16 protein-coding genes are annotated in these 13698 nt (G+C 46.1%); 14 read left to right on the top strand and 2 right to left on the bottom strand.

Going from position 1 to position 13698, the window contains the following annotated elements; genetic code table 11:
- Positions 1 to 17: 17 nt before the first annotated feature.
- The gene (locus DWW77_RS06785; RefSeq protein ID WP_173740764.1) at positions 18 to 1478 is read right to left on the bottom strand and encodes an RsmF rRNA methyltransferase first C-terminal domain-containing protein; all 1461 of its coding nucleotides are present in this window, start codon (positions 1476 to 1478) and stop codon (positions 18 to 20) included.
- Positions 1479 to 1734: 256 nt separating this feature from the next.
- Here DWW77_RS06785 and DWW77_RS06780 point away from each other — a divergent pair, with 256 nt between their 5' ends.
- From DWW77_RS06780 to DWW77_RS06735, 10 genes are all read left to right on the top strand, one after another.
- Complete coding sequence (locus DWW77_RS06780; protein ID WP_015527209.1) at positions 1735 to 2052, top strand: PadR family transcriptional regulator; 318 nt, start codon at positions 1735 to 1737, stop codon at positions 2050 to 2052.
- 2 nt (positions 2053 to 2054) lie between these two features.
- On the top strand, positions 2055 to 2831 hold the full coding sequence (locus DWW77_RS06775) for a DUF1700 domain-containing protein (RefSeq protein WP_021651339.1): 777 nt from the start codon (positions 2055 to 2057) through the stop codon (positions 2829 to 2831).
- On the top strand, positions 2828 to 3745 hold the full coding sequence (locus DWW77_RS06770) for a DUF4097 family beta strand repeat-containing protein (RefSeq protein WP_118608334.1): 918 nt from the start codon (positions 2828 to 2830) through the stop codon (positions 3743 to 3745). The genes DWW77_RS06775 and DWW77_RS06770 overlap by 4 nt, the downstream gene beginning before the upstream one ends.
- A 13-nt stretch (positions 3746 to 3758) precedes the next feature.
- Positions 3759 to 3941: a PspC domain-containing protein gene (locus DWW77_RS06765; RefSeq protein WP_015527206.1), complete on the top strand. Its 183-nt coding sequence runs from the start codon at positions 3759 to 3761 to the stop codon at positions 3939 to 3941.
- 97 nt (positions 3942 to 4038) lie between these two features.
- A complete protein-coding gene (locus tag DWW77_RS06760; RefSeq protein WP_015527205.1) occupies positions 4039 to 4230 on the top strand; it encodes an alpha/beta-type small acid-soluble spore protein in 192 nt (63 codons plus the stop codon).
- Positions 4231 to 4398: 168 nt separating this feature from the next.
- On the top strand, positions 4399 to 5343 hold the full coding sequence (locus DWW77_RS06755) for a DUF308 domain-containing protein (protein WP_118608333.1): 945 nt from the start codon (positions 4399 to 4401) through the stop codon (positions 5341 to 5343).
- A gap of 43 nt (positions 5344 to 5386) precedes the next feature.
- Positions 5387 to 6205, top strand: coding sequence for an arginase family protein (locus tag DWW77_RS06750; protein WP_118608332.1), 819 nt, complete (start codon positions 5387 to 5389; stop codon positions 6203 to 6205).
- Complete coding sequence (locus DWW77_RS06745; RefSeq protein WP_015527202.1) at positions 6202 to 6972, top strand: prolipoprotein diacylglyceryl transferase; 771 nt, start codon at positions 6202 to 6204, stop codon at positions 6970 to 6972. Before DWW77_RS06750 ends, DWW77_RS06745 begins: the two co-directional genes overlap by 4 nt.
- 104 nt (positions 6973 to 7076) lie before the next feature.
- Positions 7077 to 8888 (top strand): S8 family peptidase, encoded by a 1812-nt coding sequence (locus tag DWW77_RS06740; RefSeq protein ID WP_015527201.1) that lies wholly within the window; start codon positions 7077 to 7079, stop codon positions 8886 to 8888.
- Positions 8889 to 9099: 211 nt separating this feature from the next.
- Positions 9100 to 10188: a class II aldolase/adducin family protein gene (locus DWW77_RS06735; RefSeq protein ID WP_114002153.1), complete on the top strand. Its 1089-nt coding sequence runs from the start codon at positions 9100 to 9102 to the stop codon at positions 10186 to 10188.
- Positions 10189 to 10339: 151 nt separating this feature from the next.
- Here DWW77_RS06735 and DWW77_RS06730 read toward each other — a convergent pair whose 3' ends face one another.
- Positions 10340 to 11566 (bottom strand): 6-phosphofructokinase, encoded by a 1227-nt coding sequence (locus DWW77_RS06730; RefSeq protein ID WP_015527199.1) that lies wholly within the window; start codon positions 11564 to 11566, stop codon positions 10340 to 10342.
- Positions 11567 to 11723: 157 nt separating this feature from the next.
- Between DWW77_RS06730 and DWW77_RS06725 the strand changes: the two genes are divergently transcribed.
- The 4 genes from DWW77_RS06725 (at position 11724) to DWW77_RS06710 (ending at position 13682) form a co-directional block, all read left to right on the top strand.
- Positions 11724 to 11954 (top strand): HPr family phosphocarrier protein, encoded by a 231-nt coding sequence (locus DWW77_RS06725; RefSeq protein ID WP_015527198.1) that lies wholly within the window; start codon positions 11724 to 11726, stop codon positions 11952 to 11954.
- Between the two features lie 216 nt (positions 11955 to 12170).
- Positions 12171 to 12449, top strand: a complete 279-nt coding sequence (locus DWW77_RS06720) for an autorepressor SdpR family transcription factor (protein WP_015527197.1) — start codon at positions 12171 to 12173, stop codon at positions 12447 to 12449.
- Positions 12436 to 13095, top strand: a complete 660-nt coding sequence (locus tag DWW77_RS06715) for an SdpI family protein (RefSeq protein WP_242981968.1) — start codon at positions 12436 to 12438, stop codon at positions 13093 to 13095. Before DWW77_RS06720 ends, DWW77_RS06715 begins: the two co-directional genes overlap by 14 nt.
- Before the next feature lie 155 nt (positions 13096 to 13250).
- Positions 13251 to 13682, top strand: coding sequence for a hypothetical protein (locus DWW77_RS06710; RefSeq protein WP_092068357.1), 432 nt, complete (start codon positions 13251 to 13253; stop codon positions 13680 to 13682).
- The last annotated feature ends 16 nt before the right edge of the window (positions 13683 to 13698 follow it).

Genomic DNA, 13698 nt, shown 5'->3' with positions numbered 1-13698 from the left:
ATCCTGCGGCGGAGAGATTACACTCTCCAGCCAGCAGGATATTTGTTTTTCAGGATCCCGTTTATAAGCTTTCCGAAGCCGAGAGGATAACCGTCCACACAGAGAAGGTGCCAGCCTTTTTTGTGAGCGGCCTCTTCCGGCTCGATCATAAGAGTTTCGCCTTTCAGATAACGGGTAAGCCGCTCGTCGGAAACCGGCAGGGAGATAACTGCTTCCACATCTCCTTTGTGAAGCGCCAGCGCCAGAGGCTGAGACGGCTCAAAACGGTTTTTCTTCAGATCACCCAGGTAGAGGCCGTTTCGAAGAAAGGAGATTCCGCGGAGATCCAGCGGGAAGGGCAGCTGATAGTATACTTTATCTTTGCGGACTTCCACACGGTTCCAGTCAAATTCCTGACCGCCAATGGTTTTCAGGCTGATCTCAGAGAAAAATTCCTCCAGCCATTTCCGGGTATTTTTGTCCGGTCCTTTTGCGGAAAAGCGGAAAACAGGTGGAAGAGAGTCACCTTTTTTGCGGAACAGGGCGAGAAAATGACCTTCGCCATCCATTTTGTGTGGAAAGATTCGGACGCATTTTTGAAGTTCTTCCGGATTAAATGCATTTAAGCTTAACGCGATTTCGGAATCGGAAGTGTCTGCTGTGCCGGCATATTCCGGGCGGCCGCTGGAGAAGCCTTCATATCCTGGCATTTCCATAAGTTCCATATCCGGACGTTGTCTGAGAAGATAGGCTACCACTTCTTCGTCTTCACATGGGGAAAAAGTGCAGGTGGAATAAAGCAGCATTCCGCCCGGACGGAGCATATCGGCAGCTTTTAAGACCAGGTCTTTCTGGATATCAGAAAGCTCAGCAGATTTTTCCGGTGTCCAGTCGCGGGCAAGGGCTTCCTCTTTTCGGAACATGCCTTCCCCGGAGCATGGAGCGTCCAGAAGGATCTTATTGAAGAAAGCAGGAAAACGCTGGGCAAGTTTGGCGGGCTTTTCGTCGGTGACGAGCATATTTTTCATGCCAAAAAGCTCCAGATTCCTAAGAAGGGCTCTGGCTCTGGAAGTACTGATATCGTTGGCAAGGAGAAATCCGGTGTCATTTAAGGCTGCACCCAGGGCAGTGGCTTTTCCTCCGGGAGCTGCGCAGAGGTCCAGGACAAAATCTCCAGGTTCGATAGGAAGCCTGGAAGCCGGTGTCATGGCACTTGGTTCCTGGAGATAATAAAGGCCCGCCTGGTAGTAAGGACATCGTGCAGGGCGGCTTTCCTCCTCGTAGAAGTATCCGGTATTGATCCACGGGATCGGCCGGATAGGGAAAGGGGAAAGCGCCTGAAAATCCTGGCAGGAGAGCTTGGCGGTGTTTACACGTAGACCGTAGGTGCGGGGATTTTTGTAGCTTTTCAGGAAAGCATCATAATCATCTCCCAGCATTTCTTTCATACGCTCCAGAAAAGGAAGCGGTAATGTCTGTATTTTATCTGAATCTGTCATAATTTCCTCCATAATATAAACTTGACTCTCTCGGATATTGTGTGAAAAGAGTGGTTTCCGAAAAATATTATAAAGTATAGAGGGATTTTTCTAAATACTATTGACAAAACTATATTATACGATATATAGTATTATTCACAGAACAATATTACATGACTTATCATGTGAGCGTTGGATCGTGAAGTGATCGCGTTCATCAGCATGTAGTAAGACGGAATGTGAAGGTCCGTTTTACAGGTCATAGAGAGGTGAGCAGATGGTATTTAATACAGGAGCAGCCCTCCTGGATGCGATCGTCCTGGCTGTTATTTCCAGAGAGAAGGACGGTACCTACGGGTACAAGATCACCCAGGATGTGCGAAGTGTTCTGGAGGTTTCAGAATCTACGCTGTATCCGGTCCTTCGCAGGCTTCAGAAGGATGAATGTCTGGAAGCCTACAATATGGAATATGCAGGCAGAAACCGGAAATATTATAAGCTGACAGATAAGGGCGCAGCGCAGCTGAATCTTTACAGAAGTGAATGGGAGATCTATTCATCCAAGATCACCAGGATGTTTGAGGAGGGAGTTTGATTATGAACAGAAAGCAGTTTATGGAACAGCTTGAACGGCTGCTTTCCGATATTTCAGAGGCAGAGAGACAGGAAGCACTGGAATATTATGAAGGATATTTTGATGATGCAGGTCCTGAGAATGAAGGAGAAGTGATCCGGGAACTGGGAAATCCGGGGAAGGTTGCTGCGATCATTAAGGCAGATCTTCAGGAGAACAGTGAAGATTACGGGGAATACACAGAGAACGGATATCAGGATACCCGTGTGAAAGAGAACGGGGAAATGCCGGACCATTATACAGAAGTAACCGTATACGGAAATGAACAGGGAGAGGCCCATCGTGATACGGGAAATACAGAAAATTTCGAAGACCGCAGGAAAAGACGTGCCCAGCGCGGCTATCACGCAGAGAAAAAGCAGAATAAGGCAGGAATCATTCTTGCGCTGATCGTTCTTGTTTTTGCGGCTCCTCTGATAAAAGGATTATTTGGCGGAGTACTGGGGATTTTGGTGACACTGGCATTGCTGCCTTTCCTGCTGACATTTTTTGCAGGAGCGGGATCGATCATCCTTGTGATCGGTGCAGTTGCGTGCATTGTTGTTGGGATTGCCATGACGGTGTCTCTTCCGCCGGCCGGAATCCTGACTATCGGTATCGGATGCCTGATGATGGCACTTGGACTTTTGTTACTGTTACTGACGGTGTGGTTTACAGGTAAGATACTGCCGGCGATCCTGCGGAAATTTACGGGATTCTGCAGCAGTCTCCTGAATGGAAGAAAGGCGGAAAAAGTATGAAACGTTTTCTGAAGGTAATTCTGATCCTTGCAGCGGTATTCGGTGTAGCAGGCCTGGGACTTACTGCCGGCGGAGCTGCCATGGGAGCGACTATGGGAGATGTGAGTGTTCTGGATCATGGAATCACGCAGGTGCTTCGTGTTCTGGATCATGAAGACAGCTGGGAAGTGGAAGATTCCGAGGAAGATATGGATGAGCAGGAGGACGATTTTCAGGCAGCTGCAGAGAGCGCGGTAACTGAGAAGGGCGTTCTGGCAGACAGTGCAGACAGTTCCGCATATACGAAAGTATATGAGGCCTCGGCTGTGTCAGACCTTTTCTGTGATCTGAGATACGAAGAACTGGTTTTGAAAACATGGAATGAGGATAAAGTCCAGGTGAAAGTTTCAGGGAAGGATCACAATCGCATTCAGATCAGCAATAACAACGGTAGTCTGAGAATTGCAAGCAATCAAAAAGTGAGAAACCGTTCCATAGAAATTTTTTGCCCGGAAAACTTAAGCTTTCAGAAGATAAAACTTCAGATGGGAGCCGGAACCATCGAACTGGATGGTGATTTTAAAGCGGAGCAGATGGAAGTAAATGTGGGGGCCGGAACCATTGAAAATTCCAGCAGCCTGGATATAAAGGAAGCAGATTTTACAGTCGGAGTGGGAACTGCTGACATCAGTGAACTTCAGGTGGAGAATTTAAAAGGAAGCTGTGGTATGGGAGATATGGAGCTTACACTTACAGGAAAAGCTACTGAGTATAATTATGAGCTGAAATGTGGTCTTGGAAATCTGGAGGTGGATGATTCTCTGGAAACATCCATTACTTCCGGAAATAAACAGATCACAAATGAAGGTGCCACGAAAAATATAAAACTGGATTGCGGAATGGGAAACGTTGAGGTTGAATTTGAAGAAGATTAAAGGAGGAAGCATTATGAGTAACAAAAAACTATACAAATCATCAGTAAACCGTATGTTATGTGGTGTCTGCGGCGGAATTGCGGAATACTTTAATATCGATCCGACTCTTGTCCGGCTGGTATGGGTGATCATCACGCTGATGGGCGGAGCCGGAATCCTGGCGTATATCATTGCGGCGATCATTATCCCGGATTAAAAATGACAGTACCCATAAAGGACGGACATATTTTTCAGAATGCATAATTTATCCGGAAATTGTCCATACTCCATAAAAAAGATGAGGAGTGTGGAAGATGAACAGGGAGAAAGAAGTAAAAGCATATCTTGAGGGAAAGCTTTCTCAGGCGGAAAAACTGAAATACGAGATTGCCGATGAGATGGGAGTTCTGGATAAAGTGATCAAAGACGGGTGGAAAAGCCTTTCTGCAAAAGAAACCGGACGGATCGGTGGTCTTATGACAAAAAAGAAGAAACATAAAAAGTAAAATACAGCCTGAAGGAACAAGGCGAAATGACGCCGGAAAAGTCCTTCGGGCTGTATTGAATTATAAGAATATTTTTCTGGAAAAAAGAAATTTTTTTGACGGTTCAGGGTGGACTGACCAGTGGAAAAGAGCTATACTGTTGGAATAACAGAGGAGGTATGAAGGAACATGGGTGAAAAAATCAACAACATTCTAAAGGGTGAGATCATCTCCTCAGTATTTTATATACTGCTGGGACTTTGCCTGATCCTGATCCCCACGCAGACGGTGGACGTGATCTGCAAAGTAGTATTCGGGCTGATCCTCATCGGAGCTGGCATTTATCATATCTATATTTACATACGTGGAAAAGCGAAAGCTACGATCATGGATCTTCTAAGTGGTGTGGTTGTTTTTGTGCTGGGGGTGTTTCTTTTTATGACACCGTCCATTGTGATCAAACTGCTTCCATGGATGCTCAGCGCATTTGTACTGGTTGACAGTCTGTGGAAGTTTAAAGGAGCCTTCCTTCTGAAAAAAGGAGGAAACGGCGCATGGAGCGTGCTTCTGATCGGAAGTCTTGTTTTCATTGCACTTGGAATCGTGATGCTGTTTGGAAGATTTCCGAAGATCATGACTCTGCTGATCTTTTCCGGCTGGGTGCTGGTGTGTGACGGAGCTGCGGATATCGTATTCTATATTATTATGAAGCTGGGGCTTCGAAAGATCGCAAAAAAGGCGGAGACAGAGAAGGAAGATTCTGTTGCAGACAGTTCAGATGCTGTAAATGAAACGGCAGATATGGATGTGCCAAATGATATAAGAACCCAGGATGAAAACGCGCCGAGTGAGCAGCAGAGTGGGAAGGAAACAGAATATCCAACAGAAACTACAGCAGAGACTACAGCGGCTATGCCGGCGCAGGATGCAGACGGATATTCTGCGGACAGAAAAGAGACAGAAGAATCCACAGAACCGGAAGAAGAGCAAAAGCAGAAGAATTCCCGATGGGAAAAAGAACCGGAGAATGTGGAGATGAAGCTCTGGGCTGTAGGCAAAGACCAGGCGGAAACCGGCAGCCTGAAGGATCTTCTGGACGGTTCCGATGAAGAACTGGAAGAGTGGAAGGACTGACCCTTCTCTTGCATCATCTGCCATTCCGTGGTAAGATGTGCACATGAAAAATACAGATAAAAATATAAAGATACTGATGATGGATTTTTCCGGAATATATGAGGATCAGCAGTTCTGGAGGGGAAAAGAAGTATCCCGGGTGGAGGCCAGGGACATTCCCGGAACCAACTGCTACTGTGATGAGGATGCGATGAATGCCATTCGCAGCCGTATTGCCCCTTATTCTTCCGGAGGAATCCATTTTATTGATTCCGGAAACTATCACTATATGACAAGGATCTGGCTGGAAAAGATATCGGAGCCTTTCTCGCTTCTTGTATTTGACAATCACACGGATATGCAGCCGCCGGCATTCGGAGGTCTGCTTTCCTGCGGAGGATGGATCTACGATTCTGTTATGGAACTTCCATTGCTTAAGAGGGTGATCCTGATCGGCCCGGATGAGGAAGCTTTTTCCAGAGTGGAATCGGAGATTCAGGAAAAGGTGGAATTCTTGAGCAGAGAGAAGCTTCTGGAAATGGAAGAGGCGCAGGTGTGTGCGTTTGTAAGCAAGCATGTGGGAAAGCTGCCGCTGTACATTTCTGTGGATAAAGATGTTCTCTGCAAGGATGATGCGGACATGAACTGGAGCCAGGGGGATATGCGCCTGGATACGATGCTGGAATGTCTGAAGAGAGTCAGAGAAATATGTGCAGAGGGAATCCTGGGCATGGATATCTGTGGTGAATGTGATGTGGTAGAATCTGGAAACAGCGCCTTGAATGACCGGGCCAATGCTGCATTGCTGGAATGTTTTCTGTCCGCATACGGGAGCGAAGATCATGACGGAAATAAGAATGAGATAACAGGAGGAAACCGATGAAAAATGAACTTCTTACCATCGGGCCATTTACGGTATACGGTTATGGTCTGATGATCGCCATTGGAATTTTGGCAGGCTGCCTGACTGCAGAATATAGAGCCGGAAAACAGAAGCTTGACAGTGAACAGATCTTTCCAATGATCCTGTGGTGCCTGGTGGGTGGATTTTTCTGTGCAAAGCTTCTCTTCTGGATCACAGAGTGGAAATCAATTGTTCAGGATCCGGGATTTATAATGGAAACTTTAAGCTCCGGATTTGTGGTGTTTGGCGGTATCATCGGCGGGATACTGACGGGACTTCTGTATTGCAGGATCAGAAAGCTTGTATTTTTTAAATATGCGGATGTGATCCTGCCATCTGTGGCACTGGCCCAGGGATTTGGACGGATCGGATGTTTCCTGGCGGGCTGCTGTTATGGAAAAGAGACAGAGAGTGTTTTTTCTGTGATATTTCAGAATTCCGAATATGCGCCCAATCACGTGGCGCTGATCCCGACGCAGTTGTATTCTAGCGGACTGGATTTTCTGCATTTTCTTTTGTTGTTGCTGATCGCACGGAACAAAAAAGAAGATGGTCAGGTTACTGCCTGTTATCTGATCTTTTATAGCATTGGACGGTTTGTGATCGAGTTTTTCCGTGGGGATATTATCCGTGGAAGTGTGGGAATTTTGTCGACTTCCCAGTTTATCAGTATTTTTACAGGGATTGCGGGGATCGTGCTGCTGATACGGATCAGGAAAAAAAGAGATAGCAAGAGCAGTGTTTAAACGGATCAGGGAAGTCCCATGTATCAGGAAAAAGTTGGACAATAGTGGTATAAGGACAGGTTTTCGCTGCATACATCTATGAAAAAGGCGAAAGCAGGCCTGTCATGCTCAGAAAAGAAGATTTTGAACCAAATATGAAAACAGAGGATAAGATCCCCGGAGCGCAGACGGAAAATCCGGCACAGAGTCAGCGCTTCGGGGATTTTATCGTGAAATATATGCAGAATGTCCAGGATACTATGGAACTTTTTCCGGGGGCATCTTTTAGGGCGATCAATGAAATTTTCGGGGTTCTTTATGTTCCGCTGGAAAGTATGGGAGAAATTGAGGTCACGGGAACCTCCTATAATTCGATCCCGAAATGTTATACCTACATGGATATGGAGGCAGCAGGGGAATCAGGGATCAACAGGCTGCACGATCACCCTTATCTGAAGCTGCGTGGAAAAGGTACTGCGGTGGCGGTGATCGATTCGGGGATTGATTATCAGAATGAAGTGTTTCGAAATGCAGGCGGCTCCAGAATCGCTTATTTATGGGATCAGTCCATAGAAGAGGAAGAACAAAATCAGTCTGGACGGGAGTTGGAAGCTGAAAATGGAGATGCAGATAATTTGCCGGGGGATGATATAGCAGATACAGAAGTTCCATATGGCAAATTATTCCGGAAAAAGGATATCGACCGGGCACTGGCTTCCGAGGAGCCGTTTGCCATCGTGCCATCCAGAGATACCAACGGCCATGGCACGGCACTGGCGGGTATTGCTGCCGGAAATATGGTACCCGGAGAAAATTTTACCGGAGCAGCGCCGGAGGCAACCCTGATCATCATCAAGGTAAAGCCGGCAAAGCAATATCTCCGGAATTTTTATCTTTATCCTCCGGAGGCAGAAGCTTTTCAGGAAAATGATGTGATGATGGCCATTGCTTTTGCGATTTCCCAGGCCAAAAAGCTGAAGATGCCACTTTCTATCTGCCTGGGGATCGGAAGCAGCCAGGGCGCGCATCTGGGGACCAATGCGTTAAGCCAGTATGTGGACTATGTGGCAAATTTTTCTCAGGTATCCGTATCTGTGGCAGCAGGAAACGAAGGAAATACAAGAAACCACAGTACGGGGATTTTTTCTCAGGGAAGGGAACAGATCGTGACAGAACTCCGTGTAGCGGAAAGAGAGCAGGGCTTTACCATAGAATTCTGGGGAGAACCGCCGGAAATCTATGAGCTTTCCATCCAGTCACCAACCGGTGAGATACTGGAAGTCAGCAGTTCCATAGGTTCCAGAACCCAGGAGCTGTCATTTGTTTTTGTGGAAACAAAGGTGTATGTGAATTATATCTTGATCGAGCGTCAGACCGGATATTCCCTGGTGTATATCCGATTTTTCCATCCGGCGTCCGGTATCTGGAAAATTTTTACCCAGGCAAGAAATCAACAGAACGTACAGTTCCATATATGGCTTCCTGTGGAAGGGCTGATCTCACAGGATACCTATTTTCTGGAACCATCCCCCTATACCACGGTGACAGCGCCGGGAGACGCCAGGAACAGCATTACGGCAACTGCCTACCAGCATCGTGACGGAAGCATCTACATTGCAGCAGGCAGAGGCTATACGCCAGATGGCATGATCACTCCACATCTGGCAGCTCCTGGCGTTAACGTAAAAGTGCCGCTGGTACGAGGCGACTTTGGAACCCGCTCCGGAACCAGTATCTCCGCCGCACAGACCGCCGGTATCGCGGCACTTCTGTTTGAATGGGCGATCATACGGGATAACCAGCCGTTTTTTACCGGGAGCAGCGTGAAATATTATCTGCAGAGAGGCGCAAGAAGAGAAGAAAACATGCAGTACCCAAACCCGGAGTGGGGGTATGGGAAGGTGGATCTGTATCATACCTTTGAACTGCTGACGTGAGATGATGAGAATTGGAAAAAATATGAAAAGCAGAAACAGATCATTTCCTTTGGAAAGAGTAGATGCATAGATATTACATTTGGAAAAATAAAAAAAGGATACGAAAGTACTAATTTTGGAAAAAATATTCATATAGATAATTCACTTTGTATCGTGTACTATAAATATATGGAAAAATCATATAATGACACAACAGGGAGGAATTTTACTTATGGAGCTTTCAACTTTGGTAAAAATGTCAAACACTTACGGAAGCAATCCGGCCTATGTTCTGGCAGGAGGCGGTAATACTTCTGTAAAAGACGATACAACACTGTATGTAAAGGGATCCGGTACACAGCTTGCTACCATTAAGGCAGAGGAATTTGTCAAAATGGACAGAGCCCGTCTGAATGAGATCATGAAAACGGAATATCCGGCGGATGATGTGAAGCGTGAATCTGCATATCTTGCAGATGTAATGGCGGCAGTGACCGATGAGGATAAAACCAAACGTCCCAGCGTGGAAGCACTGCTCCACAATCTGTTTGCCTATACGTATGTCCTGCATGTTCATCCGACACTTATCAATGGACTGACCTGCGGAAAGGGCGCAAAGGCTCTTTGCGAAGAGCTTCTTGGAAAAGATGTACTCTGGATCGATATCTGCAAACCGGGATACACACTTGCCCGTATCTGCTTCGAGAAAATGAATGCCTATAAAGAAGAAACAGGAAAAGACGTGCAGGTTCTTCTGCTTCAGAATCACGGAATTTTTGTTGCGGCTGATACGGTAGAGGAGATCGGCGTTTTATTCGATGGTGTGATCGGAAAGCTGGAAAAGCACGTAAAGAGAACTGCGGATGTAAGTGATGCAGTTACACCTGAAAAAGAGCAGGCAGCACAGAAGCTTTCCAGTCTGCTCGGACATGCGGTGGAAGTCGTACCGGCTGCGGAGGCGGATCATTTTGTAAAAGATAAAACTGCTGCGGCACCTCTTCTGAAGCCGTTTACTCCGGATCATATTGTATATTGCGGACCTTATCCGTTATTTGTAGAAAATATTGATGAGGCGAAAAATACGCTGGATGCATTTATGGCAGAGCATGATAAAGAGCCAAGACTGATCCTGGTACAGGGCGTTGGCGCATTTATCATGGAAGATGACAAAGGAAAGGCAGCAAAGGCACAGCTTCTGGTAAAGGATGCGATCAAGCTTGCAGTGTATGCAGAGAGCTTTGGCGGCCCGCTGCAGATGACTGATGAGATCACATATTTTATCACACACTGGGAAGCAGAAGCATACCGCAGTAAGAAATAAAAAAGAAAAATATATATAGAGAAATAAAGAAAATGCATCGGGAACTATTAGGAAATTCCCGGTGCATTTTTTATCGAATGACGGATAAACAGTTACTCAGGACAGAGTTACGCAGCAAATGTGGATATTTTTATCCGCATTACCACAAATCTTATTTCCGATACACGAACGCCGGCAGTCCATCCTCGCCAACCGGAACATTTACAGTTCCCTGGATCAGCGGGCGGGCATAGCGGATAAAGTCTTCGGTGACATCGGAGCCGTCTTCTGTGATCCATTCCACAGGGACCGTCTTTTCTTCGTTGCAGATAACGTTGACATCCTCCAGTGTACATTTCATGGAGTACGGAGAATCACTCTGACGTTTAAATGCGATCATCTTTCCGGTTTCGCCGTTCAGGGCAGCCTGTACACCAAATTCACCGGCGAGGATGCCTTCTTGCTGGTCTGTTCCGGCGAGCATAGCTGCAGAGCAGCGCTGGCTTACATTGAGCTCTACGGAGCGGGCTTTGACACCAAGACGGCTGCGTACAAGATTCTCAAGATATTTACCGCAGCCAGCAAGCATCTTGTGACCGAAGGCGTCGGTTCCGGCAGCGCTGTCGTATTCGCAGATGAAAGTGCCGTCTTTATCATGGATTCCCTCAGATACACAGACTACGACGTTGCAGTTTTTCTCGAAGGCAGCATGAACTTTCTGGAGAAATTCTTCTACATCGAAATCGGTTTCCGGAAGATAAATGAGAAGCGGATTGTCTCCAACATATTTCCGGGCAAGGGCAGCAGCTCCGGTGAGCCAGCCTGCGTGACGTCCCATGATCTCGATGATAGTGACAGATTTTTTCTCGTAGACGCAGGCGTCCAGGGTGATCTCACGGACGGTGGAGGCTACGTAGCGGGCAGCACTTCCGAATCCGGGAGTATGGTCGGTGTTTACAAGATCGTTATCAATGGTCTTCGGCTCACCGAGGATACGGATGTCGCTGCCGATCTTTTCAGCATAGCGGGAAAGCTTGCTGACGGTATCCATGGAATCGTTGCCGCCGATATAAAAGAACCAGCCGATATTCATCTCCTCGAATTTCTGAAAAAGCTTCGGATAAACCGGATCCTCCAGGGATTCCGGAAGCTTGTAACGGCAGGAGCCAAGGTAAGCGCCGGGGGTCCAGGTAAGAGCGAGAAGCTGCTCTCCCGGAAGTGCTTCCTGGAAATCAAGGACTGTTCCGTTTAAAAATCCCTCAATGCCGTTGACCATACCATAAACATGGTCAATCTCTTCTGTATGTTTAAGTGCTTCAGATACCACACCGTAAAGACTGCTGTTGATAGCTGCGGTCGGTCCGCCGGATTGTCCTGCGATAAGGTTCTTTTTTGACATTCTGATACCTCCTGGGTGTTGTTTTTTTATATTGTAACAGAAATAGGAGAAGATAACATCTAAAAAAATCACCTTTTTTATAAAAAAAATACTCTATACAAATAATTATATCATAGTAAAATAGTAGTATAGATAGAGAAAAGAGGTGAAAAAAACGATGACAGTAAAAAAAGTACAGTTTGAGAGCATGGATGAAGTGAACCGTTTTCTTGATGTGACGGAGCATTTTCCGTTTGCAGTGGATCTGAAAAGGGGAAGCAGAACAGTAAATGGCAAATCCATTCTTGGAGTTGCATCCATTGGCCTTGGCAGAGAGATGGACTTTTGTGCACATGTGCCGGAGCTTGCGCCGGAGATCACATCCAGTCTTGGTTTTTGCATGAGGTAGGTTTAAGAGGGGAAAAAATAAATAATGGTTGATCGATGGTGAATGAGGATATCGTAAGGTCGCAGAGGCGATGATCGGTATCCTCATTTTTTTATAGATGACAAATGTAAGTATTTAGAAAAAAATCTAAATACTTATTGACTGGGAAATCTGAAAATGATATATTCTATTTAGAAATATTTCTAAATACCATCCAAAAGGAGGAAGACATACACGATGGCGTTTGCGGAAACCTTCAAGGCACTTTCGGATCCTGTGCGGAGAGAAATCCTGCAGCTTCTGAAAAACGGGAAAATGTCAGCCGGTGAGATCGGAGGACATTTTGACATGACAGGCGCAACCATATCCTATCATCTGAAAATTTTGAAGAAAGCAGATCTTGTGTGGGAGACGAAGGTGAAGAATTTCGTGTATTACGAACTGAATACTACAGTTGTAGAGGAGCTGCTTCTGTGGCTCAGTGATCTGAAAGGGGGAAAGAATGATGAAAGGTGAAGAAAGAAAAGAGTTTCTGAAGGAATATAAAATGTCTCTGATCTCCGGGAGTATCCTTACGGTCTCACCGTCACTGGCAGGGATCCTGCTGTGGAACCGTCTGCCGGAGAAGATCGCAACACATTTTGATCAGCATAATCTGGCCAACGGCTGGAGCAGCAAGCCGATGGCAGTTTTTGGAATTCCGTTTCTGCTTTTGCTGATCCATCTGTTTTGCGTGTTTTTTACAGCCAATGATCCAAAGAGAAAAAATATCAACAGGCGTATTTTTACCATGGTCCTGTGGCTGGTTCCGGTGGTGTCTGTGATCACCTGCATGTCAATCTATGGTCTTGCTCTGGGTATGGACATTGATATAGGTGTGATCGTGAATATCATGGTGGGGATCATGTTTATCATTCTCGGAAATTACGTTCATAAGGTGAAACAGAATTATACAGTGGGAATGAAGCTTCCCTGGACCTTGAACAGCGAAGAGAACTGGAACCGTACCAACCGTATGACAGGCTGGATACTGATCCTGTCAGGGCTGCTTTTTCTTATGAACTCGCTGCTTCTGAAAACGGAAATTGTTTTTGCGGTAATTTTGCTGGTCATCCTTGTGCCAATGATCTATTCATTTATTCTTTATAAAAAGGGAATCTGAGAAAAATCTTCAGACCGTCATTGTCGTAAAAAGGCAATGGCGGTTTCTTTTTTATCAAAAAATAATGTTCAAACAAAGCGGTACGTGATATGATAATGTCATACAAAAGCATTTCCTCGAACACTATAAACAGACAGCAGACAGGAGGGATCATTATGACAGAATTAAGCCGTTTTCAAAAAGATGTGGAAGTTGCTGCCACTGCTCTTGAAATGCGGGCAGAGAACGAGGATGCCAAAGAAGAGGCCATTCATCTTTACCGGAAATTCGGAAGTACCAAACAGGAGCCGCTGCGGCTGGCAGTTGCTCTGCGGGGATATTTTCTGGAGGAAGGTGTGGAGGAAGAGGAACGCGCGCATTATGGAGCATATCTTAAGAAAAGGATCCGTCCGGCTGTGGAACGCCTGATCCTGGAAGATGACTGGGAAAAGATCGAGAAGCTTTATGAGAACGAATGGTTTGGGGAACAGGAGCTGGAGGTGTTCCTGAAACTGGCTGAAGAGTGGAGGAGACCTGCAGCACTGATGGGACTTCTCCATTTGAAAAAAGCAAATTATGGATTTAAAGAGAAGAAATTCGAGCTGTGATTTTTTCAGGAAATCG

Origin of the sequence: Ruminococcus sp. AF17-12, assembly GCF_003479245.1 — a bacterium.
GTDB lineage: Bacteria > Bacillota > Clostridia > Lachnospirales > Lachnospiraceae > Blautia_A > Blautia_A fusiformis.
This window is presented reverse-complemented; position numbering and strand designations above follow the sequence as displayed.